The organism is Agrobacterium sp. 20P9.1.2 (genome assembly GCF_057799395.1).
This window is the reverse complement of sequence record NZ_JBYOKI010000001.1, coordinates 521,611-547,059: the sequence shown is the minus strand read 5'-3', so window position 1 is coordinate 547,059 and position 25,449 is coordinate 521,611. Positions and strand designations below refer to the sequence as shown.

The following is a 25,449-nucleotide window of genomic DNA, read 5'->3' as shown; positions in this document are numbered from 1 at the left end:
TCTCCTGTTGCTGCAATGCAGCAGATGTCAGATATCGAACTGGTAGGATTTCGGCACGAAGCGGTAACCGACATCCTGACGCTCCGCATAGCCCACTGCCGGGAACGGCATGTGATAACCGAGGAACGGCAGGCGGTCCGTGGCGATCATATCGAAGACCTTCTTGCGGCTGGCAGCGGCGGCGGCCTTGTCCATGTCGAATTTCACTTCCCAATCCGGGCGCTGAAGCGACAGGACGAAGTGGTTGGCGGTATCGGCCGTCAGCACCAGCTGCTTGCCTTCCGACTCAACACGGAAAATCATATGGCCCGGCGAATGGCCGAAGGCCGCAACGCTGGTAATGCCCGGAACGACCGTGGCGCCATCGCCAATGAAGGTCGCCTTTTCGGCCAGCGGCTTGACGTTGGCCAGCACGCCTTTCTGCCCGCCTTCTGCGGGAGTGCCGACGCGCTTGGCGTCCGTCCAGAAATCATATTCGGCCTGGCCCATGACATAGCGTGCCTTCGGGAAGGCCGGGGCGCCCTTCTCCATCAGGCCGCCAATATGGTCGCCATGCATATGCGTCAGCACGACCACCGTCACATCGTCAGGCGTGTAACCGGCAGCAGCAAGACCTTCGATCAGGCGGCCATTGCCCGCTTCGCGACCGCTTTCACCAAAGCCCGTATCGAACAGGACGAGATCGGTTCCGGTGTTGATGAGCGCCGGCGAGAAGCTGTTGACGAACTGGTCGGCGGGCAGGAAATTTTCCTGCAACAGGGCGCCGACGGTTTCAGCGCTCTGGTTGGTGCCGAAGGTTTCGCCCGGCTTGCCGGAAGGACGCGCGCCGTCCTTGACAACCAGAACTTCGAAATTTCCAAGCTTGAAGCGGTTTGTTTCAGGCGGCATGACGTGGTTGACCTCCATGGATGTCTGAGGCTGGCTGGACTGGGCAAATGCGGTGCCGCGAAGCACAAAAGGGGCAGCAAGAGCGCCGATCCCCGCGGTGGCAAACAAACCACGCCTGTTCATCTTCAAAAAACTGCTCATAAAATCCTCCAATACAATTTCTACGCCTGACAGGACTATCACCAGTAACGTGCCGAGATTGTGTAGAAAAATGCGTTTCACACAGACGTGATGGAAATCGAAAACTTGCAGATTGTTTAGTTGGCAAAGTGCTCTGACGGGCGTAGGTAACAGTTAACGACCTTATCAGGATGCGGGTTTCCCGCAATCATCCCATGAACCGCATCATTCCGCTCATCCTCGCCGTCGCTCTCTTCATGGAGCAAATGGATTCCACCGTCATCGCCACGTCTCTGCCGGCGATTGCCGCCGATCTCAATGTCGGGCCGATCACCCTGAAGCTGGCCCTGACCTCCTATATGGTGGCGCTGGCGATCTTCATTCCCATCAGCGGCTGGATGGCGGACAAGTTCGGCGCGAAGAAAATCTTCCGCATCGCGATTGCCATTTTCGTCATCGGCTCCATCTGCTGCGCGGTCTCGTCCTCGGTGGTCGAATTCGTCATTTCCCGCTTCCTGCAGGGCATGGGCGGTGCGATGATGACACCGGTCGGGCGTCTGGTTCTGCTGCGCACCACCAAGCGCACCGAACTCGTCTCCGCCATGGCGCTGCTGACCATCCCCGGCCTTGTCGGGCCGCTGACCGGCCCACCCATCGGCGGCTTCATCACCACCTATTTCTCCTGGCACTGGATTTTTCTCATCAACGTGCCCATCGGCGTCATCGGCATCTGGCTGGCCACGATCTTCCTGCCGGAGATTGACACCACCAATCCGCCGCCAATGGATACCAAGGGCTTTATCCTCTCGGGCATCGCCGCATCGGGCGTCGTTTTCGGCGTTTCCGTCGTCAGCTTGCCTGCCCTGCCGCCCTATGTCGGCATCGCAACCACCATCATCGGTTTCATCTGCGGCTACTGGTATGTGCAGCACGCAAAGAACCATCCCGCGCCGATCCTGGACTTCAAGATTTTCCAGAACGCGACATTCCGGGCAGCCTCCGTCAGCGGAACTATCTTCCGCATCTCGACGGGGGCCATCCCCTTCCTCATGCCGCTGATGTTGCAGATCGGCTTCGGGCTGAACCCGTTCCAATCCGGCATGATTACCTTTGCAGGCGCCATCGGTGCCATCACCACCAAATTCATGGCGCGACGCGTCTTTGCGGCCACGGGTTTTAAATCCGTCCTGATCAGCGCGGGCATTGTCGGTGCCTGCACCACGCTGGCCAATTCCTTCTTCACGCCCAACACGCCCTACCCGCTGATCATGATCTTTCTGGTCACGGCAGGCTTTGCGCGCTCCTTCTTCTTCACCGGCACCAATGCGCTCGGCTATTCCGACATCGATGATTCACAGGCCAGTCAGGCGACCTCAATGGCGTCGGTATTGCAGCAGATCAGTCTGGCGCTGGGTGTGGCCTTTGCCGCGACAATTCTCGAAGTCAGCAGCTTCATGTCGGGCTCGCATTTACAGCTGGCGGATTTCCACACGGCCTTCATGATCGTGGCTGTCGTATCGTTACTGGCCATCACACCGCTCATCGCGATGGACCGCAGCGCGGGGGCTGCCGTTTCAGGCCATAGAGAAAAGGCATCGCAGCCAGCGGAATAACGATATGCGCTGGTTTCAGCGCATATCCATGTCTTCGTAGTCGTCATCCCGTGGATCGGGGCCTAGTTCGACGGTGTCGAGATCGCCATCCTGTTCCCGCATCGTGGCGTCGCCGGGTTTTCTGCCCTTGAAGTGCTTGGCGAGCAGGAACATTTCTACCGATTCAGAGCGCGACGATGCGGGCTTGATGTGAATGACCTGCTTGAAGTTCTTCTTGAGCATATCCAGGAGCTGCCGTTCCGTTCCGCCCTGGAAGGTCTTGGCAAGGAAATGCCCGCCTTCGGCTAGCACCTGCACGGCAAAATCGGCAGCCACTTCGCACAGATGCATGGTGCGGATATGGTCGGTTTTCTGATGGCCGGTGGTGGGTGCCGCCATATCGGATAGAACAAGATCCGGGGTTCCGCCGACGGCTTCCATCAGACGCTCAGGCGCAGCCGGATCGAGAAAGTCGAGATGCAGGATCTTGACGCCGGGAATGGGATCGAGCTCGAGGAAGTCGATGGCCGCAACGCGAATATCGTCTTCGGTCGAATCCGTGACCTTGGCGGCAATCTGCGACCAGCTTCCAGGAGCCGCACCCAGATCGATGATGCGGCGCGCACCCTTCAGGATCTGGTGCTTGTCATTGATCTCCAGCAGCTTGAACGCCGCGCGGGCGCGGTAGCCTTCCAGCTTTGCGCGCTGAACATAGGGGTCGTTGATGTGACGCTCGATCCAGGCGCGTGAAGAAGGCTTCAGCTTCGCCTTCTTCACCTTCTGGCCGATCTTGCGTCCGGTACGGTTGGTACTCGTGGGCGCCTTGCTCATATCAACCTTTCCGTTCCGGTTTGCCCTGCGTCTGCGCACGGCGAATTCTGTTGCGGCGCCATGCGCCATCATCTGCCATCATATCCGTCAAAAGCCCTTCGCGAAGCCCCCTGTCCGCCACCCGCATGCGCCGCGCGGGCCAGCGCCTGCGGATCGCTTCCAGAATGGCGCAACCGGCCAGCACCAGATCGGCCCGATCCGGCCCGATGCAGGCATTGGCAGCGCGACCGGCGAAATCCCACGCCAGCAGCTTGTCCTGCATCGCCGTGACTTCGGCATCCGAAAGCCACAGCCCATCAACCTTGCGGCGATCATAACGCGGCAGATCGAGATGCACACCGGCCAATGTCGTCACCGTTCCGGATGTGCCGATCAGGTGAAAGTCTTCGTGCGGCTCCTCTTCGCCCAGCGGCGGGCAATGAAACGCATCCAGCAGGCCTTCGACTTCGCCCACCATCGCGGCGAAAACATCCGGTGTCACATCGCGACCGCCATGACGTTCCGAAAGCGTGACGACGCCAACGGGAAGCGATGTCCAGTGTGTGATGTGATTTGCCAGCCGGTTGGAGCGGTTTTCGCCAACCCGGATAACGGCGATTTCCGACGATCCGCCGCCGATATCGAACAGCACGACAGAGCGTGCTTCCCGACCGACCAGCGACGAGCAGCCGGAAACCGCAAGCCGGGCTTCGGTCTCGCGGCTGATAATTTCCAGATCAAGGCCGGTTTCGCGCGTCACCCGCGCCAGAAACTCCTCGCCATTGACGGCAGCACGGCAGGCTTCGGTCGCAATCAGCCGCATGCGGCGAATGGAGCGTCCGGCGAGCTTGGATGCGCAGATGCGCAGAGCCTCGACAGCACGGTCCATGGCATCATCAGACAGACGTCCGGTTGACACCAAACCTTCGCCAAGGCGCACGATGCGCGAAAACGCATCCACCACCCGGAACTGGCCGGGGCGTGTGGGCTGGGCAATCAGCAGACGGCAATTGTTGGTGCCGAGGTCAAGCGCGGCATACATATCCGCACCGCTATCAATCCCGTTATCCCGATAATGGGCCTGCGACCGACCATGAGAGCGGCTTTGCTCACCAGATGCGGGCGAATGCGCGGGAGACGTGGCACCGTTTTGCCGGGCGGACGTCTTGGGCGCATGGGTCGGCACCAGCGGCCTGCCCTGCGGGCCGCGATGGTTGCGCTTTCCACCACGCGCCTTGCGCTTTCCTTGAGATGGTGTCGATGGAGCCTGAGGCGTCTGCTCGCCAGCCGCGGGGCTGCCTGCGACAGCCTCCTGCTGCGGCTGCCCGCCGCCGTGACCACGCGCACGTCTGCGACGTTTGCGCTTTCGCGGCTCCGAATCTCGCTCGGGATTGCCTATAGGTGGGGAATCCAGGTGGGAATCGGCATTGTGAAGCTGCGGCAAAGCAGACGCGTCACGGGGCTTGCCGTTACGCCTGCTCTTGCCACGACGGGAACGCTTCGCATTCCCTTTTTCCACCGCCGATGCCCCTGATTCCGACGGCTTAGCGCCGTTGCCGGGGTCAATCACTGTTTTATCCATTCCGCCGCGCGAAAGCGTCAAGCAATGCTGCTGGCGTCCATAAAGGTTACGTTGACGCAACCATACCAGCGCAAGGCATTTTAGCCAACCGATTTTTGGCGGAGATGAACGGAGGGAAAATCACAACGGCAGAGATCGCGCTTGGGCTAAGCCCAACGCCACACAAAACAAAACGGAATATCGAAGTGGAAAAATGGTACGGTTGGGGGGAATTGAACCTCCGACCTCAGGTGCCACAAACCTGCGCTCTAACCAACTGAGCTACAACCGCATATGAAACGCCGCGTCGGCGTCACGGGGGCTCACATACGGGGAGTTTTTCCGTTTTGCAAGTCCTTCGGCAATTTTTGCGAAAAAAGCTTGGGAAAGCAAGTGCGTTTCCGGCTGCGAGATACGGCGGCGATAAAAAGCGTGGATTGGTGAGGACGCTCCGGCCAAAATGATTGCAAAACAAAGTCGGGCAACACACATTCAGCGGGATATCCGCATGTTTGCGAATTAACTGTAATTGGCAATTTCTGACGCAGATGATGGACCGAACCACGCTGTGAAGTTATTTAAGATTCTGTTAACATCAAGCCGATGCAGGCTGTATGGTGCCTCATGAAGAGGTCGTGCGGTCGCGCATGTCAGGTCGTGCCAGAATAGGTTTCCACATGCCCGCCGTTCAATATCCATTTATAGACATTGCAGTTCATGAGCGTGTCCGCGACCGTTTCGGTCGGGGCGAAGCCATGGCGCTGTTCTCGATGGACCTGCAAAGCGCGCTCTGGGCCAATGGTCGTGGTGCTGCCCTGTTCGGCATGCCGATGATCTATGACTTCTTAGAGCATGGACCAAAGCAGCAGGATGTGACCTTCCGTCAGTTTGCGGCAACAGCCGCGCGGCTGACCGAGGCGGGCGACAGCCGACAGTTCACCATCCGCATTCATTCCGGTTTCAAAAGCGTCTCCGTCATCGCGACTGTAGAGATCATCGAGGCCGAGGCTGGCCAGCCCGCTATCCTGTTTACCGCACCCATCGATCAGGTGACGCCATCCTTGCAGGAGCGTGCGCGCCGGATGATCGAGGGCTTCGATGACCCCGATATCCATATGGCCGTGCTGGATGCCGACTCCAGGATTTTGGCGGCATCACAGGGCTTTGCGGCGCTTGGCATCACACCGGTCACGACACGCACGCTGATTTCCATGGCCTCCACCCAGCCGGGCAAGCTGGTGAAGCGCCCCGTGCCTGCGGGCAAAGGCTACCTTCCAGCCGCTGCCGGACAATTGTCGCAGGAGCCGGAACTCAACCTGATTTTCGTCGTCGAAACCGTGATCGGCACGCTTGATCCATCCAGCGAGTTCACGCAGACGAAGGCGGAGCCAGCGGCAGAGCAGCAGCCACAAGCGATCTTGCCTGCAACGGTAGTGGATGCTTCAGAGCATAAGACGCACCCGAATTTTGCCGAGGTGCTGGATGCCGTGGCGGAAATCGAAGAGGTTTCTGAACCGCAGGACGAGGATATCGACGCTACCGCAGAGAATGACAGCGTCGAAGATGTCGCTGCTATCGAAGAGCATCAGGTTGAAGAACAAAACGAAGCAGTTGTAGGGGATGATGACCGGGCTGAGCCCATTTTGGAAGCGCCGCAAGCATCAGATGCTGTGGCTGTCGAGTCGGTGGAAGCCGAACCTGAGCTTCCTCCGGCAGCAGAAGAGCCAGTTGCCGAACCCGTAGAAGAAGTGGCCGCGGCAACGGCTGACGCTACGGAAACGCAGGCTGCTGAGCCTCAGCCTTTTGTCTTCGATCCTCATCGCCGCGCGTCGCGTTTCGTCTGGAAGATCGATGCCAACGGCCACTTCAGTTCCATTTCGCATGAATTTGCCGATGCCGTTGGCCCGAAGGCGGCCAATGTCGAGGGCATGAGCTTTGCCGACCTTGCGGCCCTGTTCAATCTCGATCCCGATGGCAAGATCACCGAGTTGTTGAACCGCCGCGATACGTGGTCTGGCAAGACAATTTACTGGCCGGTGGAAGGCACATCGCTGACCGTGCCGATCGATCTGGCCGCCCTGCCGACCTATACACGCTCGCGCGAATTCGATGGCTTCCGCGGTTTCGGCATCGTGCGCATTGCCGATGCGGTGGAAGATCCCAATGCCGTGGGTCTCACTCTGGTGGCCGACGAGCATTCCGATGACGAGCAGGCGTCAGACGTGGATGACGAGACCACGCTGTTTTCGTTGCCCGACGAGACCGAAGAGCCAGAGCTCTTTGCAGCTGAGCCGCTGGATGCCGTAGAGGAAGAAGCCGCTGAAGCTGAACAGGCGGTCGCTGAGCCAGCGCAGCCGGAAGAACCACGCAGCTATGCCCCGCCGGAAAAAGAAATTCCGGCCCTGCAGATCACCGAAACACCGAACCGCCGTTACTCCGATAAGGTTGTGCAGTTCGAAAACCGCCGCAGCAAAAACCGAGATGAGCTGAGCGCCAGCGAACAGGCCGCCTTTAACGAGATTGCCCGCACGCTGAAGCCGGTTGTTGCGCCAGAGGCGGAGCCGGAAAAACAGGATGATATCCAGACGCCTGAAGTGGCCGAGGTCACGTCGTTGCCAGAGGTGAAGGCGGAGACAGAAGTCCAGACAGAGGTGGAGGTCGAAACCGACGTTGAAGTCGAGGCTGAAGCTGCACCTGAGCCGGCTTTGACTGAGGAAGAATCCGCTGTCGTAGAACCTGCGCCGGTCGCATCGGAAGCCGAAGAGCCGGATGATTTCGCCGATTATACCCGTGGCGATGAGCCGGTGAGCTTCGTTGCGCCGCAAAGCCCTGCCCGCCTGTCGGACGAAAAGTCGGCTGTTGGCAAGACGGCTGACGTTCTCATTCCGCTGCGCATCGCCACATCCCTGACGGCAGAAGCCGTGGACCAAATGCCGATTGCGCTTCTGATCCATAGCGGCGACCGGCTGATCCATGCCAACCCGGAATTTCTGCGGTTGACGGGTTACGGCACGCTGGAAGAACTGGCCGAAATCGGCGGTCTCGATGCGCTGCTTCAGCGGGACGAACTCGATGCTGTCTCGGAACGCTTTGGCGGCATGGTTGCCGTCAGCGCTGAGAACGATCTGATCCCGGTCAAGGCGCGGCTGCAATCGGTTCGCTGGGATGAGGCCGGTGCCTTGATGCTGTCGCTGATCCCCACCGAAGAGAAAAGCGCCAATCCCCAGCCCGCCAATGAGAATATGCAGGCGGACGCAGACGAGACTGGAACGGATTCCAAGCTGACCGGTCTCAAAGGTCAGGTGGAAGAGCTACATTCCATTCTGGAAACGGCAACGGATGGCGTGGTCGTTTTGAACGAAGACGGCACCATTCGCTCGCTCAACCGCTCGGCCAGCGCGCTGTTCAACTATGACAATAACGAAGTGGCGGCCAAGCCCTTCGTGACGCTGTTTGCCCATGAGAGCCAGCGCGCGGTGCTGGATTATCTCTCCGGACTTGCCAATAACGGCGTGGCAAGCGTGCTGAATGATGGCCGCGAGGTCATTGGCCGCGAGGCATCCGGCGGCTTCCTGCCGCTGTTCATGACCATCGGCAGACTGAAATCCTCCAACGGTTATTGCGTGGTCATTCGCGATATCACCCAGTGGAAGCGCACCGAAGAGGATTTGCGCAACGCCAAGCGGGCGGCGGAAACGGCCAATGCCCACAAGACGGACTTTCTTGCCCGCGTCAGCCATGAAATCCGCACGCCGCTCAATGCCATCATAGGTTTTGCCGACATGATGGCGACCGAGCGCTTCGGGCCTGTCGGGCATCCGCGTTACATCGAATATTCCAACGATATCGTGCGGTCCGGTCGTCATGTGCTGGATATCGTCAACGATCTCCTGGATATTTCCAAAATCGAAGCAGGTCAGATGGATGTGGATTTCAAGGCGGTTGCCCTGAATGACACGATTGCTGAAGCCGTTTCCATCGTCCAGCCTCAGGCCAACAATCAGCGCGTCATCATCCGCACGGCGCTGTCGCAATCCGTGCCGCAGATCGTCGCCGATCTTCGCTCCATCAAGCAGATCATGCTCAACATTCTGTCCAACGCCATCAAGTTCACGCCTTCAGGCGGACAGATTGTGGTGTCTACGGCTTACGAGCCCAATGGAAGCGTGGTGCTGCGCATTCGCGATACAGGCATCGGCATGACCCGCACGGAACTCGAGCAGGCCATGAAGCCTTTCCGGCAGGTCTCCCCCTCCAGCAGCCGCGTGCGTGGCGATGGCACGGGTCTTGGTCTTCCCCTGACCAAGGCGATGGTGGATGCCAACCGCGCCAATTTCTCCATCACCTCGGCACCCAATGAGGGAACGCTGGTGGAAATCAGCTTTCCTTCGCAGCGCGTGCTTGCGAACTAAGCACATCCGGGATTAGCAATGGTGTGGAGCGCCCAGCGCTCCCACGTCTTCACATCGGCCAGACCGGTGGCCGCAAGGATAAAAGCATTGCCGCTGTCCCAACAGTCTTCTGCCGTTTTACAGCCTTCAACACGAAGGCCTTCCGGACTTTCGGTCGGAACGGTGCTGCTGGCGGCAGCGGTTGCGATGCCGCTGATCGCGATTTTCTGCATCGCGCTAACGGGCGGCACGGATGGCTGGCGGCATCTTCTGGTCAATGTCCTGCCGCGTGCGGGCGGTCAGACGCTGATGCTGCTGGTGATGACGGGGGCGACCACCGCCTTTTTCGGCATTCTTTCCGCATGGCTTGTCAGCACATTTCAGTTTCCGCTGCGCCGCCTGCTCTCCTTCGCTCTGGTGCTGCCGCTTGCCATTCCATCCTATCTTGCGGCCTATGCCTTTGGTGAATTTCTGGATTTTACAGGGCCCGTGCAAAGCACTGTTCGAACGCTCTTCGGGTTTCAGACCATCAGGGATTACTGGTTTCCGGATATCCGTTCGCTGGGTGGCGCGGTGCTGGTGCTGAGTTCCGTTCTCTACCCCTATGTCTATCTGTCGGTCCGGGCGGCCTTTGGCTTGCAGGGCCGGTTTGCGACGGAAGCGGCGAGAACCCTGGGTGCGAGACCGTTGCGGATATTCCTGTCGGTGCAACTGCCCATGGCGCGGCCTGCCATCATCATCGGCCTTGCGCTTGTGATGATGGAGACGCTGAACGATATCGGTGCGGTCGAATATCTCGGTGTCCGCACACTGACTTTCGCCATTTACGAGACGTGGCTCAACCGCGGTAATCTGGCAGGCGCAACGCAAATCGCCTCCGTTCTCATCCTCATCGTCGGCGCCCTCATCCTCACCGAGCGGAGGGCGCGCAGCCGTCAGCGTTTTGCCGCTGCCAAATCCACGGCCATGACGCAGCGCTTCGGGTTGAAGACGCTGCCTGCCGGTCGCGGATGGCTGGCGACGATTTTCTGCGCTTTGCCGGTCCTGTTCGGTTTCGCGATTCCGGTTCTCGTTCTGGGAAGTTACGCGGCCAAACGGCTTGGGGCGCTTTCAGACCCCAAGCTTATCAAGGCGCTGGCGCATAGTCTCGAGGTGTCCGTTTCGGCGGCGCTGATCACGCTCGTCTGCGGTTTCGTCTTTGCCTATGTGCAGCGGGTCAACACATCGTCGCTTGCCCGTTCCGCCAGTCGTATTGGCTCGCTGGGTTACGGCATACCCGGCACGGTGCTGGCCATCGGCGTGCTTTTGCCGCTGGCGGCTTTCGACAATGCGTTGGACGGCTTTTTGCGGCTGCACCTCAACTATTCCACCGGGCTTCTTCTATCGGGCACGGCATTCGCCATCATCTATGCCCACAGCGTACGGTTCATGACGCTGGCGGAAGGCAACATCGATGCGGGATTCCAGAAGCTTTCGCCGCATCTGGACATGGCCGCACGCACGCTGGGTCGCAGCCGTTTCCAGACACTTGTGACCGTGCTGTTGCCGAACATACGCCCGGCGGCCATGACCGCGGCGCTGCTGGTCTTCATCGAATCCCTGAAAGAACTGCCCGCCACCATCATGCTGCGCCCCTTCAGCTTCAACACGCTGGCCACTCTGGTCTATGAGGATGCGTCCCGCTCCCGCGTGCAGGATGCCGCATTGCCAGCACTCATCATTATTGCAGCAGGGCTTATCCCCGTGGTTTTGGTGTCGCGGTCGCTGGATGGAAGAGCGTGAGGCAAAAGAAAAGGCAGCCGAGGCTGCCTTGAAAATTGTGCTTATAACGAGAGTAGGAACAAAGTAACATCATGTCTTTGGGCCACCGGCCCGGCCACCCTCTCATTGAGTGCACCCACGTTGGATTTACATTTGACCTGCCCGATTTAACAAAGTGTTAAAAGGCCACTACACCATTTAGGGGCAAGAAATCCTAATCCGGGTCAGGGATTTTTGCATAATGGCACAGCGATCTGACCATCTGGCACAGGCTGTGCCGATATCGATCAACTCTGTAAAGCTTCGATATTCTCAAAAAGCGCCAGAGCATCGGGATTTGCCAGAGCTTCCCTGTTTTTGACCGGTCGCCCGTGCACCACTTCCCGCACGGCAAGCTCCACGATCTTGCCGGATTTGGTGCGCGGAATATCAGCAACGGCGATGATCTTGGCGGGTATATGCCGTGGGGACGCACCGGTGCGAATACGGTTCTTGATGGCGGTTACCAGCGTCTCATCGAGCACCACGCCATTGGCAAGCCGCACGAACAGCACCACGCGCACATCGCCATCCCAATCCTGGCCGATGCAGAGCGCTTCCGCGACCTCATCCATCTTCTCGACCTGATTGTAGATCTCTGCCGTGCCAATGCGCACGCCGCCGGGGTTGAGGGTGGCGTCGGAACGGCCGTGGATGATCAATCCGCCATGCTCCGTCCATTCCGCAAAATCGCCATGGCACCAGACATTGTCGAAACGGTCGAAATATGCGGCGCGATATTTGGTGCCGTCAGGGTCGTTCCAGAACATCACAGGCTGGCAGGGAAAGGGCTTGGTGCAGACGAGTTCACCTTTTTCGCGATGAACCGGCTTGCCGTCATCGCCCCAGACATCGACGGCAAGACCAAGACCGGGGCCTTGAATCTCACCGGACCAGACGGGTTTCAGCGGATTGCCCAGCACGAAGCAGGATACGATATCCGTGCCGCCGGAAATGGACGTAAGCTGCACGTCGCTTTTGATGCCTTCATAAACGAAGGAAAAGCCTTCCGGAGACAGCGGCGATCCTGTCGATGTGATGAGCCGCAGCGCCGATAGATCGTGCGTGTTGGCGGGTGTCAGCCCTGCCTTGCGCACCGCATCGATATATTTGGCCGAAGTGCCGAAGACCGCGAAATTTTCAGCGGCGGCATAGTCGAACAGCACATGACCATCAGGCGCGAAGGGCGAACCGTCATAGAGGCAGAGCGTGGCACTCGATGCCAGACCACTGACCAGCCAGTTCCACATCATCCAGCCACAGGTGGTGAAGTAGAACAGCTTGTCTCCCGGCTGTAATTCGCAGTGAAAGCGATGTTCCTTCAGATGCTGCAACAGCGTGCCCGCGGAATGCACGATGCATTTGGGAATGCCTGTGGTGCCGGAAGAGAAGAGAATATAGAGCGGATGCAAAAATGGCAGGCGGGTATACTGCAGGTCCTGCGGCTCGAAGAGGTCGATGAAGTCATCATAGAGGACGGTGTCGTCCAGCACCTCGGTAGAGGTCAGGCTATCGCCCGCATAAGGCACCAGCAGCAGAAAAACGCCGAGCTTCTCGGCAACCGCCCTCGCCTTCTGCGTCACATCCTGCTTTTTGCCATTGTACCAATAGGCGTCGCAGGAAATGAAGAGCTTCGGTTCGATCTGGCCGAAGCGATCCAGCACGCCCTGTTCTCCGAAATCCGGCGAGCAGGATGACCAGACGGCACCGAGCGAGGTCGCGGCCAGCATCAATGCCACGGTCTGCGGCATGTTGGGCATCATCGCCGCAACACGGTCTCCGGGGTTGAGGCCCAGTTTTTGGAATGCCTGTTGCAGGCGCGAGACCTCGTCGCGCAGCCTGTCCCACGACCAGCGATCCTCGGCCTTGTCTTCGCCACGGAAGATCAGCGCGTCATCAGGCCCACTTCGAACCAGAAGATTTTCGGCAAAATTCAGCCTGGCATCCGGGAAAAAGCGGGCGGCGAGCATATCGTCGCCATTCACCAGTGCCAGCTCGCCACGGCTGCCCTTCACATCGCAATAATCCCAGACGGCGCTCCAGAATGTGTCCTGGTCATCCACCGACCAGCGGTGAAAGGCGTCATAGTCCTCAAATCTCTGCCCGTATTGCTCCGCGCACCACCGCATGAAATGCGTCATCGGTGAGCGGGCCACGCGCTCTTGCGATGGCACCCACAGCGGTTGGTTTTCTCCCATGCTGGCCTCCTCCAAAGCCTTGATGCTCTACAACACCCTGCTCACGGCGTTGCGGCGGCGTGCTCGTCACGCATGCGCTGAAGTTCCGTGCGCTTGGAGGCAATCGAAGCGCAGATGACGCCGACGGTGACGAGTGCAATCAGGATCGTGCAGATGGCGTTGATCTCAGGCGTTACGCCCAGGCGCACCTGCGAGTAAATCTTGATCGGCAGCGTGGTTGCACCCGGCCCAGTGGTGAAGCTAGCGATGACAAGATCATCCAGCGATAGGGAAAAGGCCAGCATCCACCCGGCCACGACGGCAGGCAGGATGAGCGGCAGGGTGATGCGGAAGAATGTCTTGACCGGCGGGCAACCGAGATCGAGCGCGGCTTCCTCCAGGCTGCGGTCGAAGGTCAGCAGGCGCGATTGCACGACGATGGCGACGTAGCACATCGTAAACGTCGTATGGGCAATGACCACGGTCCAGAAACTGCGGTCCACGCCGACAGCCACGAAGAGCAGCAGCAGTGACAGGCCGGTGATGACCTCTGGCATGACCAAAGGCGCATAGATCATGCCGGAAAACAGGATGCGGCCCGGAAAGCGGGAGAATCTTGTGAGCGAAAGCGCCGCCAGAGTACCGAGAATGGTACCGATGGTGGCGCTGAGGACGGCGACGCGCGCCGTGATCCATGCCGCATCCATCAGGCCCTGATTGGACCACATGGAGCTATACCATTGCAGCGAAAAGCCACCCCAGACCGTGACAAGCTTCGAGGCATTGAAGGAATAGACGATCAGAATGATGATCGGGATGTAGAGAAATGCAAAGCAGAAGGTGAGAATGGTCGTATCGAACTTGCCGCGTTTCATGACTTACCCCACCTTCTTCTGCTGGTTCTGGAAGATGGCAATGGGCACGACGAGCAAGAGCAGCAGCAGCACGGCAACGGCGGATGCCAGTGGCCAGTCACGATTGCCGAAGAACTCCGTCCAGAGCGTCTTGCCGATCATCAGCGTTTCTGCGCCACCCAGCAGATCGGGAATGACGAACTCTCCCGTAATCGGAATGAAGCAGATCATCGAACCGGCAATGACGCCCGGCAGCGACAGCGGAAAGGTGATTTTCCAGAATGCTTTCCATGGCGGGCAGCCGAGATCATTGGCGGCTTCCAGCAGCGTCGCATCCAGCTTTTCCAGCGCGGAATAGAGCGGCAGCACCATGAAGGGCAGATAGGAATAGACGATACCGATGAAGACGGCAGTGTCAGTGCGGAAGATGTTCACCTGCTCGTCCGGCCCCAGAAGCCCGATGGTCTGGAACAGCAACGTCAACAGTCCCTCGGGCTTCAATATGCCGATCCACGCGTAAACGCGGATGAGGAAAGAGGTCCAGAACGGCAGGATGACCAGCATGACCAACGTTGGGCGGATGGTGCCGGGGGCGCGGGCCATAGCAAGCGCCATGGGATAACCGATCAGCAACAGCAGAAAGGTCGAGATGAAAGCGATGCGCAGCGACGAGAGATAGGCTTCGATATAAAGCGGATCTTCCGTGAGGAAGAGATAGTTGGCAAAATCGAGTTGCGAAAAGAAATCACCGATTTTGGCAAAGCCTTCGAACACCGGCGTGTAAGGCGGCATGGCGATGGCCGTCTCTGAAAAGGATATTTTCAGAATGATGAGAAACGGCGCGGCAAAGAACAGCAGCAGCCAGAGATAGGGTATGGCCACCACCAGCCAGCGGGTGGGGCTTTGCCGGTTTTCCGGAGACGAAATCGCCATTGAACCCTCCCTCAGCGTGTGAGAACCAGACCGGAATCGGCTTTCCAGCTGAGCCAGACCATATCCCCGAAGGTAATGGGCCGGTCCACCAGACGTGAGACATTGGCCTGCGCGGCGCGGATGACCCGACCATCGTCCAGCTTGACGATGAAGACCGAGAAATCGCCGAGATAACCGATATCCCAGACCTCGCCATGCGCGACATTGGGCGATGTCTCCGCCGGTGCATCCAGCGAGATGCGAACCTTTTCCGGGCGGATGGCGAAGGCCACCCTGTCGCCGGTGGTGGCGGCGCATTCCTGCTCCACTGTCACAGCCAGACCATCGCAATCCAGCTGCACGGCAGGGCCGGCCTTGGACGTAACCGTCGCGTCGAAGATATTGATGTCGCCGATAAAATCCGCCACGTAGCGGCTGTTGGGCGCTTCGTAAATTTCAGCTGGTGTGGCCACCTGCGCAACGATGCCCTTGTCCATGACGGCGATGCGATCAGACACTGTCATCGCCTCTTCCTGATCGTGGGTCACGATCAGGAAGGTGGTGCCGAGCGTTTGCTGAAGGTCCATCAGTTCAAACTGGGTTTCCTCGCGCAGCTTCTTGTCCAGCGCGCCAAGCGGTTCATCCAGCAGCAGCACCTTTGGCCGCTTGGCCAGAGAGCGCGCCAGCGCCACGCGTTGCCGCTGCCCGCCCGAGAGCTGGCTGGGCTTACGCTTGGCAAACTCGGTGAGCTTGACCATGCGCAGCATTTCTTCGACGCGAACCTTGATATCGGCCTTGGGCAAGCCATCCTGCTCCAGCCCGAAAGCGATGTTCTTCTCCACCGACATATGCGGGAAAAGCGCGTAGGACTGGAACATCATATTGGTGGGCCGCTTATAGGGCGGCACGCCGGAAATATCCTTGCCCTGCAACAGGATGCGACCTTCCGTCGGCTCCTCGAAGCCCGCCAGCATGCGCATCAGGGTCGTCTTGCCGCAGCCGGATGGGCCGAGCAGCGAAAAGAATTCGCGCTCATAAATATCAAGCGTCAGATTATCCACGGCAACGAAATCGCCGAAGCGTTTGGTGATGTTTTCAAACCGGATGAAGGGGACTGCGGCGGGATCTTCCCATGGTGAGAATTTGCGTTTTACCGGACCAAGAGATTTCGCCATGAACTGTCCCATTTGTTTTATGAAGTGGCTGAACGAGAAAGGGGCAGGAGTTTCCACCCGCCCCTTTTAAAAACCCGGTCAGCTGCCGGTTTTTATCTGGGTCCAGACGCGATTAAGTACGCGCTGTTCCTTCGGTCCATAGGGCGAGATGGTGAAGAGCTTCTTCATCGTCTCAGGATCGGGATAAACGCCGGGGTTCTTGGAAACCGCCTCGTCCATCAGCGCCTGCGAGGCAAGGTTGCCGTTAGCATATTGCACATAGTCTGACGCCTTGGCGGCTACGTCAGGCTTCATCATGAAATTGATGAAGGCGTGCGCCGCATCGACATTCTTCGCATCTGCCGGAATGGCGAAGGAATCCATCCAGATGTAGGTGCCTTCCTTCGGAATGACGTAGTTCACTTCAACGCCGTTCTTGGCTTCTTCGGCACGGGTCTTAGCCTGAAGAATATCGCCCGACCAACCGATGGTGATGCAGCTATCGCCATTTGCAAGCTCGTCGATATAAGCAGATGAATTGAACGTCTTCACCGAAGGACGGATCGCCTTATAGACATCGCCGCCCGCTTCCAGATCAGCGCTCTCCTTGCTGTCCGGATTCTTGCCGATGTAGTTCATGGCAATGGCGAAGGTTTCGTCGGATGCATCTAAAATGTTGATGCCGCAGGACTTCAGCTTGGCCGCATTTTCCGGCTTGAAGAGAATATCCCAGCTATCGATCTTTACATCGCCCAGTGCCGCCTTGACCTTGGCCGCATTGTAGCCAATGCCGGTCGTGCCCCACATATAGTTGACGGCATATTCATTGCCGGGGTCGTACTGCGACAGGCGCGTGGTGATCTCCGGCCACATGTTCTTGAGGTTCGGCAGCTTGGACTTGTCCAGCTTCTGGTAGACGCCAGCCTTGATCTGACGCGCAAGGAACGGTGATGTCGGCGCCACCACATCGTAACCGGAGTTTCCAGCCAGCAGCTTGGTTTCCAGAACCTCGTTGCCGTCATAGACGTCGTAGACGACCTTGATGCCAGTTTCCTTGGTGAATTCTTCCAGAAGGGCAGGATCGATATAGTCGGACCAGTTGTAAACGTGGACGACCTTTTCCTGCGCGAATGCCGTACCGGCGGCCAGCACTGCTGCCACGACGGCCAGGCTGAAACGAAGCGAACGATGTTTCATGATATCTCCTGTTTTGAACGCGCAGTGGGAGAAGCGCGTGAACCCCTTGTTTTGCCAGAGACTAGAAAGGAAAACTTGTGTCGGCAAGCGGGAAATGTGCGGCGCGGCAATTTCAAACAATTGTGTTTGAAAGCCACTACTGAAAATCGAAAACACTCAAGCCCGTCACCATTTCATCCAGCCCCAGCGGACGCGTCAGCGGCGCCTCCGCGCGCGACAGACAGCCCTGGCGCTCACACAGCCGACAGGATGGGCCGATGGCAATGCTGCCCGCCTTGATGCCAACGACATCGCCGTAAACCGTTTCTTTCGCCAACGATGCATCGCAGGCCACCATGACAGCCGTGCGACGAATGCGTTCACCGAACCCCGCTTTAGGTCCATCCAGCGAACGGGCGATGGTGAGATAGGCCCCGCCATCCGGCATCTCCACCTGTTCGGCCAGCACCTGCCCCGGCTGCGCGAAGGCCGCATGAACGTTGAGCTTCACACAGAGACCACCGAACCGCGCCTGCGGAAAGCCTTGCGCGCCTGCCTTGCGGAACCGGTTTCCGGCGCTGTCGATTTCCATCAGGAAAAACGGAATGCCAGATGCACCCGGCCGCGCCAGCGTGACGAGGCGGTTTGCCGCCTGCTCGAAGGACACATTGAAACGCCCACGCAAGATATCGATGTCATATCGCGCACGCTGGGCAGCAGCCAGATATGCGCCGTAGGGCATCATCAGCGCATGGGCAGCGTATCGGGCAAGCTCGAAACGGGCGATGCGCTTTGCCTCTTCGCCTGAGAGAGCCAGTGCTTGCAGCTCAGTGCCGATCTCGTCCGTCAGCGCCAGAAGACAGGCCTCCATCGCCATTTCGCGCAATTGGTCTTGCGGCGACAGGCGTTCCGAGAGAAACAGCCGCATGGAGTGGCGGTCATAACGGCGGCGCAGGTTGGGCATGGCGTGAACAGGCATGGAGCGCACGACGATGCCGTGGTTTTTCTGAAGCCAGCTTTTCAGCGCGGTGGCCAGATCATCACCCGGCGACAGTGTCTTATGAAATGCTTCCGCTGCTGCATCCAGCTGCGCAAAATGTGCCGCACGCCGCTCGAAGATTTCCCTGACTTCGTCGATCGGCAGGCGGGTGGCCGATAGCGTGGTCTGATGACCTTCCCGCGCCAGAAGATCGGAGAGATCGCTCAGACGCTGCGCCTGCTCCTTATAGGCACGGTAAAGCTTGGTGATGCCGCTGGCTGCATTGGGTGCAGCTTCCGCCACCTCGACCAGCTCCTGCCCCGATGGCACCTCGCCCGCCAGCAGCGGATCCGCAAAGACTTCGCGCAACTGGCTGGTAAGGCCGCCGCTTTCGCCCTGCAAGTCGTCCAGATCGACCTTGTAGACGGAGCTGAGTTTCAGCAGCAGCTGCACGGTCAGCGGACGCTGGTTGCGCTCGATGAGATTGAGATAGGACGGCGAGATCGACAAAGCTTCGGCCATGGCCGTCTGCGTCAGACCCAATCCATTGCGCACGCGTCGAACGCGCGGCCCCGCAAATATCTTGGCCTCCACCAAAACCTCCTCCCTTTACAAAATACACACAAAACGTCGCATTCACGGTTTTTACAAAATTTACAGTTTTACAACTCCATCCTGTCAAAGACGATACAGCATGACCTCTTTCAAGTCACTGATTTTCCTTTTTATCTGGCGTGAAAATCTTTGAAACTGTAAATTCAGTCACATCGGATCACACATCTCAATGGAGTAAGGATGTGTGAATGGTTTGACAGTTCTGACAAGGGAGAGAGACATGACTGATTTTTACAAGCTGGTTCCAGGTGCGCCACAGGGTCGTTTCGACGGTATCGAGCGCACCTATACGGCAGCGGATGTGGAGAAGCTGCGCGGCTCCGTCACCATCCGACATTCGCTGGCGGAAATGGGCGCAAACCGGTTGTGGAAGCTGATCAACGAAGAGAGCTATATCAATGCGCTCGGTGCGCTCTCCGGCAACCAGGCCATGCAGATGGTTCGCGCCGGTCTGAAGGCGATCTATCTCTCCGGCTGGCAGGTTGCGGCGGACGCCAACACCGCATCGGCAATGTACCCGGACCAGTCGCTTTACCCGGCCAATGCAGCGCCGGAACTAGCGAAGCGCATCAACAAGACCTTGCAGCGTGCCGACCAGATCGAGACCGCCGAAGGCAAAGGCCTGTCAGTCGATACATGGTTTGCGCCCATCGTTGCCGATGCCGAGGCCGGTTTCGGTGGCCCGCTGAATGCGTTTGAAATAATGAAGGCCTTCATTGAAGCTGGCGCTGCCGGTGTTCACTATGAAGACCAGTTGGCGTCGGAGAAGAAATGCGGCCATCTGGGCGGCAAGGTTCTGATCCCGACAGCTGCGCACATCCGCAACCTGACGGCTGCGCGCCTTGCTGCAGACGTCATGGGAACGCCAACGCTGGTCATCGCCCGCACAGATGCGGAAGCCGCCAAGCTTCTGACCTCCGACATCGACGAGCGCGACCGGCCCTTCGTGGATTACGATGCAGGCCGCACGGTCGAGGGCTTCTATCAGGTCAAGAACGGCCTTGAGCCCTGCATTGCCCGCGCCAACGCCTATGCGCCCTATTGCGATCTCATCTGGTGCGAAACGTCCAAGCCGGATCTGGAGCAGGCCAAGCGCTTTGCAGAAGGCGTGCACAAGGTGCATCCGGGCAAGAAGCTGGCTTACAATTGCTCGCCGTCCTTCAACTGGAAGAAACATCTTGATGATGCAACGATTGCCAAGTTCCAGCGTGAACTGGGCGCCATGGGCTACAAGTTCCAGTTCATCACCCTTGCCGGGTTCCACCAACTGAACTACGGCATGTTCGAACTGGCACGCGGCTACAAGGACCGGCAGATGGCAGCCTATTCGGAGCTTCAGGAAGCTGAATTCGCCGCCGAAATCAACGGCTACACCGCCACCAAGCACCAGCGCGAAGTCGGCACCGGCTATTTCGATGCGGTCTCCGTCGCCATATCAGGCGGCACGTCATCCACCACGGCGATGAAGGAATCGACCGAACACGACCAGTTCCGCCCCGCTGCGGAATGACAAGCATGTCGCGCAAAAGTGTGAAGCGGTTTTGCGATAACGACATGCGACAAACAAGAAACAAGCTTCAAGCCCATTGAACGGAGGAAAACCAATGGCTTCGATTTCAAGAGTTAAGGAACGTACCGAGGAGCAATCCTCATCCATGAGCCAGGATCAGCAAAGCGCCATCCGTATGCTGGCCAACGACCTGCACCGCCTCAATCAGGCGGTCATGAATGCGGTAGAAGCCGGCGTATCCGTCGAACTCGTCCGCTCCGCCCGCCACCATGGCGGCGATGGAAACTGGGGTGATTTGCTGATCCCGGTTATCGTTGCGCAGGGCAAGGCTGCCGCGTAACCGAAGTCTCAAGCCGGGCGGTTATACCGTCCGGCTTACTTGATCGCAGACACGTCCTTACGTCATCCTTGGGCTTGTCCCAAGGATCTAATCACGTCGAATTAAATTGATACGTTGCAGATACTCGGGACAAGCCCGAGCATGACGGTGGAAAGCTTTCAAGGAAATCGAACCCGTTGAGCTATGCCGTCAGCATTTTGTATGCTGATCAAATTAAAACAGCAGCACCAGCAGAGCCGCAATCGCACCAGCCGAAATCAGGCTCAGGCGGAAGGCGTAAACAGCAGTATCATTGGCGGTGCGGGCAATTGCGATGGCGCGAGCGGGTTTTCTGGACATCATCATGAGCGGCTTCCTGAACGAGAAACATAACCGATCGATGCCGGGTTCCGGCGTCCAGCGGGACATCATGTATCAACTTGCGTTGTGCTGGCATTCGATCAGCATGACTCCGCGTCTCTTAATAAGGCATTAAGATGTCGAGGCTTTACACAGGTTCCCCGGCGGCGTGGCCGGATGCCCATGCCCACTGGAAATTATAGCCGCCCAGCCAGCCCGTGACATCCACGCATTCGCCGATGAAATAGAGGCCCGGCACGGTTTTCGCCTGCATGGATTTGGAGTCGAGATGACTGGTATCGACACCGCCGAGCGTGACTTCTGCGGTGCGATATCCTTCCGAACCGGAGGGCTTTATCGACCACTCCTGCACAGCAGCGGTCAGCACAGATAACGTCTTGTCGGACATGTCGCCAATGTTGCCGGTAACCCCTGCCCGCTCCACCACATGCTGCGCCAGTCGTTTAGGCAGAATGTCGCCCAGCGCGGTCTGGGCAGACTGGCGGCCATTTGTCTTTTTTGCCATTTTCAGGTGGCCGATGATGTCCAGATCCGGTTCCATCTTCAGCCTGATAGCATCACCCTCGCGCCAGTAGGACGAGATTTGCAGGATGGATGGGCCGCTCAAACCTCTGTGGGTGAACAGCAATGCTTCATTGAACGATGTCTTGCCGTGGGAAATTTCGGCGGGAACGGCGATGCCGGAAAGCGCGGACAGCTTTTCAAGCTGCATCGGCTCCAGCGTTAGCGGCACAAGGCCGGGGCGCGTTTCGACGATGCCCAGGCCAAATTGCTCGGCAATGCGGTAGGCAAAGCCGGTTGCGCCCATTTTCGGAATGGATTTTCCACCGGTCGCCATGACAAGGCTTTCCGCTTCAATCACGCCTGTTGAGGTGGACACGCGAAAACCACCGGTTGGAATGGCTTCCACCGAAGCGATCTCCGTTTGCAGCCGCAGCTTCGCACCCACCGCCTGCATCTCGGCCAGAAGCATGCGGATGATATCCTTGGCGCTGTCATCGCAGAAGAGCTGGCCCAGCGTCTTTTCGTGCCAGGGGATGCGGTGCTTTTCGACAAGGGCGATGAAGTCGCGCGGCGTGTAGCGGGCCAGCGCCGATTTGGCGAAGTGCGGATTGCTGGAGAGATAGTTTTTCGGGGTCGCATGCACGTTGGTGAAATTGCAGCGCCCACCGCCGGAAATGCGGATTTTCTCACCCGGTGCTTTGGCGTGATCGAGGATGATGACGGAACGGCCGCGCTGACCGGCACGGATGGCGCACATCATGCCAGCGGCGCCTGCGCCCAATATCAGCACGTTACATTTTTCCGTCATGGAGTTTCCCTAGTTTCGGTGTACTTCCTCTTTTCGAAGTCAGGCCTGTTGTCAATGGCGCTTTCCCCCCTCGCCAATTGTCAAAGTCTGGTTATGATGGCCCCAATCGAAACACACACCCGGTGATTTATGCCCCCCAAGAAAACCATGCTCCGTCCGAAAAAACCGGCAAACATGGCAAAGAAGATCCAAGTCGACGTTTCCTCCACACGCGGTTGCGCCTCATGGCGGGAAGCCGCCCAATGGCTCAAGGCCCGCGGTATCGAGGATATTGAATGCATTACGCCAGACCTTGCGGGCGTGCCCCGCGGCAAGATGATGCCGACGGCGAAGTTTACTGGCGACACCTCGCTGGCGCTGCCCTCGGCGCTCTACCGCCACACGATTTCAGGCGAATATCCGGATGAAACGGCGAATTTCCGTTACGAGCCACGCGATAGCGACCTGAAGCTGGTGCCCGATCTGTCCACGCTCTGCGTCGTTCCGTGGGAAAGCGATCCCACCGCGCAGGTCATCTGCGATGTCGTGGATCAGGAAGGCAAATACGTTCCCTACACGCCGCGCAACGTGCTCAAAAACGTGCTCGATCTGTACAAGGAAAAGGGCTGGAAGCCAGTCGTCGCGCCTGAAATCGAGTTCTATCTTGTCGCCATGAATGACGACCCGGATTACCCGCTGCATCCGCCCAAAGGCCGCTCGGGGCGTTCCATCGTCGGCGGGCAGAGCTATTCCATTGCCGGTATCAACGAATTCGACGAGTTGATCGACGATATCTACCACTTCTCGGAAAAGCAGGGTCTGGAGATCGACACGTTGATCCATGAAGAGGGTCCAGCGCAGCTGGAAATCAACCTCCGCCATGGCGACCCGATCGAGCTTGCCGATCAGGTCTTCCTCTTCAAGCGCACCATTCGCGAGGCCGCGCTGAAACACGGCATCTACGCCACCTTCATGGCCAAGCCTATGCAGGGCATGCCGGGTTCGGCGATGCACATCCACCAGTCGGTGGTGGATATCGAGACCGGCGATAACGTGTTTTCCAACAAGGACGGCAGCCCCTCCAAGGAGTTCTTCGCCTTCGTCGGCGGCATGCAGCGTTATGTGCCGAATGCCTTGGTGATGCTGGCGCCTTATGTGAATTCTTACCGTCGTCTGACGCCGGATATGGCCTGCCCTGTCAACAACGCCTGGGGTTACGATAACCGCACGACGGCATTCCGCGTGCCGATATCGGGTCCTTCGGCGCGGCGTGTGGAAAACCGTCTGCCGAGTTCCGATGCGAACCCCTATCTGGCGCTGGCGGCTTCGCTCGCTTGCGGCTGGCTCGGCATCATGAACAATATCGAGCCGACAGAGCCGACCTACGAGACGGCAAACGAAGGCTCCATCGAGTTGCCGCGCGGGCTTCTGGAAGCCGTAGCCCTTCTGGAAGGCGAACCGCAGTTGGAGCGCGTCTTCGGACATGAATTTGTGGGTCTTTACGCCGGTTTGAAGCGTGGCGAGTTCGAAACTTTCATGCAGGTGATCAGCCCATGGGAGCGGGAATTCCTGCTGCTGAACGTGTGAGGGCCACAGCATGACATGGCAAAGCCCCATCGCGCCCGGTGTTTCCTGGTATCAGGACAGTCTGGACGCACGGCGCGAATATGCGGCGATGGACGGTTCACGGACTGTGGACGTCGCCATCATCGGCGGCGGCTTCACCGGCTTGCAGGCGGCCTATAATTTGGCCAAGGCTGGCGTTTCGGTGACCTTGATCGAGGGCTACCGCTTTGGCGACGGCGCATCCGGTCGCAATGGCGGGCAGTTCGGCACCGGCCAGCGCGCATGGCCGGACGATCTGGAAAAGGAAGTCGGTTTTGAGCGTTCCAAGGCGCTGTTCGACATCGCCGAACAGGCAAAGCACTATGTGCTGGATTTCGCCCGCGAGCATGCCATCGACATGGATTTCTTGCCCGGTCAGTTGAACGTTCTGCACAAGGCGTCCTACGAAAAAGACTACCGCAAAAGCGTCGAGGCCATGTCCAGCCGCTACGGCTACAGCCATGTCTCCTTCATGGAGAAGGCCGAAACGGCGGAAAGGCTCGGTTCCAGCCACTATCACTTCGGCGTGCGCGATACCGGCACCGGGCATATTCATCCGCTGAAGCTTGTCATCGGACTGGCGAAAGCAGCGCAGGCAGCTGGCGCGCAGATCTTCGAGATGACGCCTGCCAAATCCATAACCCAGACCGGCGGCAAGACGCTGATCGAGACATCATCCGGCACCATCACCGCCAACCGCGTGTTGATCGCAACCAATGCCCATATCGGCAATCTGGAGCCGGTGACCGCAGCGCATGTGATGCCGATCCGCTCCTTCATCGGCGCGACCGTGCCGCTGGATGGCTTCCCCACCATCATTCCCGGAAAAGAGGCAGTTGCCGACAGCCGCTTCGTCGTGCGTTACTTCCGCAAGACGCCTGACAATCGCCTGCTCTTTGGCGGGCGTGAGGCCTATACGGCGGATTCACCGCGCGACATCTCCAAACATATTCGCAAGCAGATCGCGGAAATCTATCCTGCCCTGCAAAACATAGAGATGACCCATGCCTGGGGCGGATCGGTGGGTATTACACTGACCCGCCAGCCCTTCGTGCGTGAAGTGATGCCGGGCGTCATGTCAATCGGCGGTTACTCCGGCCATGGCGTGATGTTGGCCAACTATTGCGGCAAGCTTTATGCGGATATGATCGTTTCCAAGGACAAAGCGCTGGAGCAGTTCGCCGTGCTGGACGTGCCCTCCTTCCCGGGTGGCACGCGGTTGCGGGCGCCCCTGCTGTTTCTGGCGCTTTCATGGTACGCATTGCGCGACAGGTTCTGATAGTCAGGTTAACAACAAAGGCATAGGAAACACGC

18 protein-coding genes and 1 tRNA gene are annotated in these 25,449 nt (G+C 58.5%); 7 read left to right on the top strand and 12 right to left on the bottom strand.

Annotated features, from left to right (window positions below):
• Positions 1 to 27: 27 nt before the first annotated feature.
• Positions 28 to 1,011, bottom strand: a complete 984-nt coding sequence (locus AC27VJ_RS02605; RefSeq protein WP_488683167.1) for an MBL fold metallo-hydrolase — start codon at positions 1,009 to 1,011, stop codon at positions 28 to 30.
• A gap of 212 nt (positions 1,012 to 1,223) precedes the next feature.
• On the opposite strand from AC27VJ_RS02605, the gene AC27VJ_RS02600 reads away from it, so the two are divergent.
• Positions 1,224 to 2,621, top strand: coding sequence for an MDR family MFS transporter (locus AC27VJ_RS02600; protein ID WP_353576973.1), 1,398 nt, complete (start codon positions 1,224 to 1,226; stop codon positions 2,619 to 2,621).
• Between the two features lie 15 nt (positions 2,622 to 2,636).
• Here AC27VJ_RS02600 and AC27VJ_RS02595 read toward each other — a convergent pair whose 3' ends face one another.
• The 3 genes from AC27VJ_RS02595 to AC27VJ_RS02585 all read right to left on the bottom strand — a co-directional run bounded on the left by AC27VJ_RS02595 (position 2,637) and on the right by AC27VJ_RS02585 (position 5,263).
• Positions 2,637 to 3,431 (bottom strand): RlmE family RNA methyltransferase, encoded by a 795-nt coding sequence (locus tag AC27VJ_RS02595; protein ID WP_488682686.1) that lies wholly within the window; start codon positions 3,429 to 3,431, stop codon positions 2,637 to 2,639.
• A 1-nt stretch (position 3,432) separates the two neighbouring features.
• Positions 3,433 to 4,992, bottom strand: coding sequence for a Ppx/GppA phosphatase family protein (locus AC27VJ_RS02590; RefSeq protein ID WP_488682685.1), 1,560 nt, complete (start codon positions 4,990 to 4,992; stop codon positions 3,433 to 3,435).
• A 194-nt stretch (positions 4,993 to 5,186) separates the two neighbouring features.
• Positions 5,187 to 5,263: transfer RNA gene (locus AC27VJ_RS02585), tRNA-His, on the bottom strand.
• A gap of 385 nt (positions 5,264 to 5,648) precedes the next feature.
• On the opposite strand from AC27VJ_RS02585, the gene AC27VJ_RS02580 reads away from it, so the two are divergent.
• Positions 5,649 to 9,383: an ATP-binding protein gene (locus AC27VJ_RS02580; protein WP_488683166.1), complete on the top strand. Its 3,735-nt coding sequence runs from the start codon at positions 5,649 to 5,651 to the stop codon at positions 9,381 to 9,383.
• Positions 9,384 to 9,569: 186 nt separating this feature from the next.
• The gene (locus tag AC27VJ_RS02575) at positions 9,570 to 11,144 is read left to right on the top strand and encodes an ABC transporter permease (protein WP_488683165.1); all 1,575 of its coding nucleotides are present in this window, start codon (positions 9,570 to 9,572) and stop codon (positions 11,142 to 11,144) included.
• Between the two features lie 266 nt (positions 11,145 to 11,410).
• Here AC27VJ_RS02575 and AC27VJ_RS02570 read toward each other — a convergent pair whose 3' ends face one another.
• The 6 genes from AC27VJ_RS02570 to AC27VJ_RS02545 all read right to left on the bottom strand — a co-directional run bounded on the left by AC27VJ_RS02570 (position 11,411) and on the right by AC27VJ_RS02545 (position 19,011).
• The gene (locus tag AC27VJ_RS02570; RefSeq protein ID WP_488682684.1) at positions 11,411 to 13,360 is read right to left on the bottom strand and encodes an acetoacetate--CoA ligase; all 1,950 of its coding nucleotides are present in this window, start codon (positions 13,358 to 13,360) and stop codon (positions 11,411 to 11,413) included.
• Positions 13,361 to 13,401: 41 nt separating this feature from the next.
• Entirely contained in the window at positions 13,402 to 14,214 is an 813-nt protein-coding gene (locus tag AC27VJ_RS02565) for an ABC transporter permease (protein WP_077118799.1), read from the bottom strand.
• A gap of 3 nt (positions 14,215 to 14,217) precedes the next feature.
• Positions 14,218 to 15,126, bottom strand: a complete 909-nt coding sequence (locus tag AC27VJ_RS02560; RefSeq protein WP_488682683.1) for an ABC transporter permease subunit — start codon at positions 15,124 to 15,126, stop codon at positions 14,218 to 14,220.
• An 11-nt stretch (positions 15,127 to 15,137) separates the two neighbouring features.
• A complete protein-coding gene (locus AC27VJ_RS02555; protein WP_488682681.1) occupies positions 15,138 to 16,280 on the bottom strand; it encodes an ABC transporter ATP-binding protein in 1,143 nt (380 codons plus the stop codon).
• A gap of 78 nt (positions 16,281 to 16,358) precedes the next feature.
• Entirely contained in the window at positions 16,359 to 17,456 is a 1,098-nt protein-coding gene (locus tag AC27VJ_RS02550; protein WP_488682680.1) for a polyamine ABC transporter substrate-binding protein, read from the bottom strand.
• 136 nt (positions 17,457 to 17,592) lie between these two features.
• A complete protein-coding gene (locus tag AC27VJ_RS02545) occupies positions 17,593 to 19,011 on the bottom strand; it encodes a helix-turn-helix domain-containing protein (protein ID WP_488682679.1) in 1,419 nt (472 codons plus the stop codon).
• Positions 19,012 to 19,249: 238 nt separating this feature from the next.
• Between AC27VJ_RS02545 and aceA the strand changes: the two genes are divergently transcribed.
• Both aceA and AC27VJ_RS02535 read left to right on the top strand, forming a co-directional pair.
• The gene (aceA, locus tag AC27VJ_RS02540; protein WP_488682678.1) at positions 19,250 to 20,539 is read left to right on the top strand and encodes an isocitrate lyase; all 1,290 of its coding nucleotides are present in this window, start codon (positions 19,250 to 19,252) and stop codon (positions 20,537 to 20,539) included.
• Between the two features lie 94 nt (positions 20,540 to 20,633).
• On the top strand, positions 20,634 to 20,879 hold the full coding sequence (locus AC27VJ_RS02535; RefSeq protein WP_045229770.1) for an SMc00767 family acetate metabolism repressor: 246 nt from the start codon (positions 20,634 to 20,636) through the stop codon (positions 20,877 to 20,879).
• Between the two features lie 213 nt (positions 20,880 to 21,092).
• Here the strand turns inward: AC27VJ_RS02535 and AC27VJ_RS02530 are convergent, their stop codons facing one another.
• Complete coding sequence (locus AC27VJ_RS02530) at positions 21,093 to 21,224, bottom strand: hypothetical protein (RefSeq protein ID WP_488682677.1); 132 nt, start codon at positions 21,222 to 21,224, stop codon at positions 21,093 to 21,095.
• Positions 21,225 to 21,366: 142 nt separating this feature from the next.
• Positions 21,367 to 22,551 carry a BaiN/RdsA family NAD(P)/FAD-dependent oxidoreductase gene (locus AC27VJ_RS02525; RefSeq protein WP_488682676.1) on the bottom strand — a complete coding sequence of 395 codons (1,185 nt, stop codon included), beginning with the start codon at positions 22,549 to 22,551 and terminating at the stop codon, positions 21,367 to 21,369.
• A 129-nt stretch (positions 22,552 to 22,680) separates the two neighbouring features.
• Between AC27VJ_RS02525 and AC27VJ_RS02520 the strand changes: the two genes are divergently transcribed.
• Together AC27VJ_RS02520 and AC27VJ_RS02515 are read left to right on the top strand one after the other, a co-directional pair.
• Complete coding sequence (locus AC27VJ_RS02520) at positions 22,681 to 24,117, top strand: glutamine synthetase family protein (protein ID WP_488682675.1); 1,437 nt, start codon at positions 22,681 to 22,683, stop codon at positions 24,115 to 24,117.
• 10 nt (positions 24,118 to 24,127) lie between these two features.
• Entirely contained in the window at positions 24,128 to 25,414 is a 1,287-nt protein-coding gene (locus tag AC27VJ_RS02515) for an NAD(P)/FAD-dependent oxidoreductase (protein ID WP_488682674.1), read from the top strand.
• The last annotated feature ends 35 nt before the right edge of the window (positions 25,415 to 25,449 follow it).

Coding starts and splice junctions, on each gene's coding strand:
- AC27VJ_RS02605 (WP_488683167.1), bottom strand. CDS start 1,011: ATGAACAGGCGTGGTTTGTTTGCCACCGCGGGGATCGGCGCTCTTGCT.
- AC27VJ_RS02600 (WP_353576973.1), top strand. CDS start 1,224: ATGAACCGCATCATTCCGCTCATCCTCGCCGTCGCTCTCTTCATGGAG.
- AC27VJ_RS02595 (WP_488682686.1), bottom strand. CDS start 3,431: ATGAGCAAGGCGCCCACGAGTACCAACCGTACCGGACGCAAGATCGGC.
- AC27VJ_RS02590 (WP_488682685.1), bottom strand. CDS start 4,992: ATGGATAAAACAGTGATTGACCCCGGCAACGGCGCTAAGCCGTCGGAA.
- AC27VJ_RS02580 (WP_488683166.1), top strand. CDS start 5,649: ATGCCCGCCGTTCAATATCCATTTATAGACATTGCAGTTCATGAGCGT.
- AC27VJ_RS02575 (WP_488683165.1), top strand. CDS start 9,570: ATGCCGCTGATCGCGATTTTCTGCATCGCGCTAACGGGCGGCACGGAT.
- AC27VJ_RS02570 (WP_488682684.1), bottom strand. CDS start 13,360: ATGGGAGAAAACCAACCGCTGTGGGTGCCATCGCAAGAGCGCGTGGCC.
- AC27VJ_RS02565 (WP_077118799.1), bottom strand. CDS start 14,214: ATGAAACGCGGCAAGTTCGATACGACCATTCTCACCTTCTGCTTTGCA.
- AC27VJ_RS02560 (WP_488682683.1), bottom strand. CDS start 15,126: ATGGCGATTTCGTCTCCGGAAAACCGGCAAAGCCCCACCCGCTGGCTG.
- AC27VJ_RS02555 (WP_488682681.1), bottom strand. CDS start 16,280: ATGGCGAAATCTCTTGGTCCGGTAAAACGCAAATTCTCACCATGGGAA.
- AC27VJ_RS02550 (WP_488682680.1), bottom strand. CDS start 17,456: ATGAAACATCGTTCGCTTCGTTTCAGCCTGGCCGTCGTGGCAGCAGTG.
- aceA (WP_488682678.1), top strand. CDS start 19,250: ATGACTGATTTTTACAAGCTGGTTCCAGGTGCGCCACAGGGTCGTTTC.
- AC27VJ_RS02535 (WP_045229770.1), top strand. CDS start 20,634: ATGGCTTCGATTTCAAGAGTTAAGGAACGTACCGAGGAGCAATCCTCA.
- AC27VJ_RS02530 (WP_488682677.1), bottom strand. CDS start 21,224: ATGATGATGTCCAGAAAACCCGCTCGCGCCATCGCAATTGCCCGCACC.
- AC27VJ_RS02525 (WP_488682676.1), bottom strand. CDS start 22,551: ATGACGGAAAAATGTAACGTGCTGATATTGGGCGCAGGCGCCGCTGGC.
- AC27VJ_RS02520 (WP_488682675.1), top strand. CDS start 22,681: ATGCCCCCCAAGAAAACCATGCTCCGTCCGAAAAAACCGGCAAACATG.
- AC27VJ_RS02515 (WP_488682674.1), top strand. CDS start 24,128: ATGACATGGCAAAGCCCCATCGCGCCCGGTGTTTCCTGGTATCAGGAC.